Origin of the sequence: Pseudanabaena sp. 'Roaring Creek' (assembly GCF_001402795.1) — a bacterium.
Lineage (GTDB): Bacteria > Cyanobacteriota > Cyanobacteriia > Pseudanabaenales > Pseudanabaenaceae > Pseudanabaena.
Genome location: NZ_LIRE01000244.1, coordinates 1 through 2412, shown reverse-complemented (window position 1 = coordinate 2412; position 2412 = coordinate 1). Strand labels below are relative to the sequence as shown.

Here is a 2412-nt window from a genome sequence, read left to right as displayed (position 1 = left end):
CGGCGCAGGCACAGCCTGCGCTACAGCTTTTGGTTTTTATATTTAATTGTACCCAGCTACTTATACCGAATTACTTACTAAGTAGCTAGGCATAATTAAAAACCAAACCCAGAGAGCATACCGCCCGCTGCGCGGGCGGTATGCTCTTCTGGGTTTTAAGTTTACTTATGTCTAGCTACTTAGGATAATCATAAATTTCAAACTACTGGCAAAATTTTTATGAAATCCCCCAATTGGCTATCACAACGTGCCGTTCAGAAGAAAGAAGCGATCGCTTTGAGCTTCAGAGACGGGGTTAATTTAACGGCAAGCACTTGGACATACGCCCAATTAGAGGAGGAAGTCAAACTATGGGTAGCCCAACTGCAAGCATGGGGAATTAGATCGGGCGATCGCGTTGGTCTATTACTCGCAAACCAGCCTCGATATATTAAGCTCGTTCATGCCATGACTAGATGTGAAGCCGTGGCAGTCTTTCTCAATATTCGGCTGACGGCTAAAGAAATAAGCTGGCAAATAGAAGATAGTCAGGTCAGCTATTTGCTATATGACCAATTTACGCGATCGACTATTCAAGAATTTAAGAATTTAGAATTTGAGAATCTCGTTCAAGTTAGATATTTAGACATCTCAGAAATAGACTACTCATCCCTAAATTCTCTATTTAGAGATCCTTGCAATCCATCAGAAAAGAGACAGTTTGGCAGTGAAAGTATCAATCTGGAAAATCTCCAAGGAATTTTTTATACTTCTGGAACGACGGGTAAACCCAAGGGCGTACCATTAACCTATGGCAATCACTTCCATAGCGCGATCGCTTCTGCCTTAAATCTAGGATTGCAGTCCGATGATAACTGGTTGCTATGTATGCCCATGTTTCATGTGGGGGGATTAGCGATCGTCTGGCGAAGCGCCATCTACGGAACTAGGTTAACGCTATTACCAAAATTCGACGAGAGGGAGGTACTAGAAGCGATCGCTTCCGAACGGGTAACACTTATTTCTCTAGTGCCAACCATGCTCACAAGGCTATTAGAGCATTCTCTTTGGCAAAATTTACAACAACTGCGCGGCATTTTGTTGGGTGGCGCACCTGCAAGTCCCGAACTCATAACTCGCTGCCAGCAATTAAATTTACCGATTATGCCCACCTATGGCATGACCGAAACTGCCTCGCAAATCACCACTCTCCGCACCGAGGAAGTCGCGCTCAAGCAGGGATCTTCAGGGCTGACGCTATTGGGCAATAGTCTGCGGATAGTCGATATCGATAACGCTCAACGCGAACTTCCCTCTGGCGAAATTGGACAAATTTTAGTTCAAGGGGCAAGTGTTATGTCGGGATATCTACAGGCAGATCGCCAGCAAGATCAATCTCAAGGGATTGCCGATGGATGGTTACATACAGGTGATATGGGCTATCTCGATAGGGATGGATATCTATATATTGTCAGCCGTCGTTCCGATCTAATTATCAGTGGTGGCGAAAATATTTATCCGACAGAGATCGAGGCAATTTTATTATCTCATCCTGCGATCGCTGAAGCCTGCGTGGTGGGTATAGTAGATCGTGAATGGGGGGAATTTGTCGCGGCTATATTAGTCACTAATCACAATAGCCATCAACTGACATTAACAGAAATCAGGGATTTTTGTGAACAGAAATCTCTGGCACGATATAAACTACCTAAAGAAATTTATGTTTGGAAATCTTTGCCAAAAAATGCATCGGGGAAATTACTACGCCAGCAAATTCGCAACCAAATAAATATCCAGATAAATATCTAGATATTTATCTGGATATTTATCTAGATTACTACTATAGAAATCCTGATTTTTTGATCGTAGATTTTACTCAAAAATGTCATCCTACCGCAAAAATTATGTGCCCACAAAGGGATTTAGATTAATTTTTGGATTGCAATATTTATGATTTTATATAGCAAAAACTATTGTTATGTAAGTGGACTTAATTAAGTATAAAACCCTAAAACCTGCGGCGCAGGTTTTGGTGCTGGTTTTTGATTACGCCCATTTAATTAATTACATTAGTCTAATTAAAGGGTAAAGCTTATGGAGTTTTACTGAATCTGGCAATATTGATAAAGGGCTGTAAGCTTTTATTTAGGCTTTGAATTCATTTATGATTCATCACCAAGAAGGCATACAAATTATAGTAATATTTATGACCAGAACAATTATTTCCTGTAATATAAAAACAGGTAATTAAGTGCCTCAGCACAATTAAAATCCAGATCTAAAACCTTCGGTGCACGCGCAGCGTAAGCCGTAGTCTTTGGGGTTTCATATTTAATTAAGCCCACTTACTTACAAGTAGATAATAGTTATTTCTACTTGTTTCTAATTTGGTATTACCTAATTATTGAATGTTTTTCAGTATTTCCGATCACC

General features: G+C 40.4%; 1 protein-coding gene. It reads left to right on the top strand.

Annotated elements, in window-relative coordinates:
* Positions 1–219 precede the first annotated feature (219 nt).
* Positions 220–1788, top strand: a complete 1569-nt coding sequence (menE, locus tag AC805_RS08430; RefSeq protein ID WP_055075013.1) for an o-succinylbenzoate--CoA ligase — start codon at positions 220–222, stop codon at positions 1786–1788.
* The last annotated feature ends 624 nt before the right edge of the window (positions 1789–2412 follow it).

Coding starts and splice junctions, on each gene's coding strand:
- menE (WP_055075013.1), top strand. CDS start 220: ATGAAATCCCCCAATTGGCTATCACAACGTGCCGTTCAGAAGAAAGAA.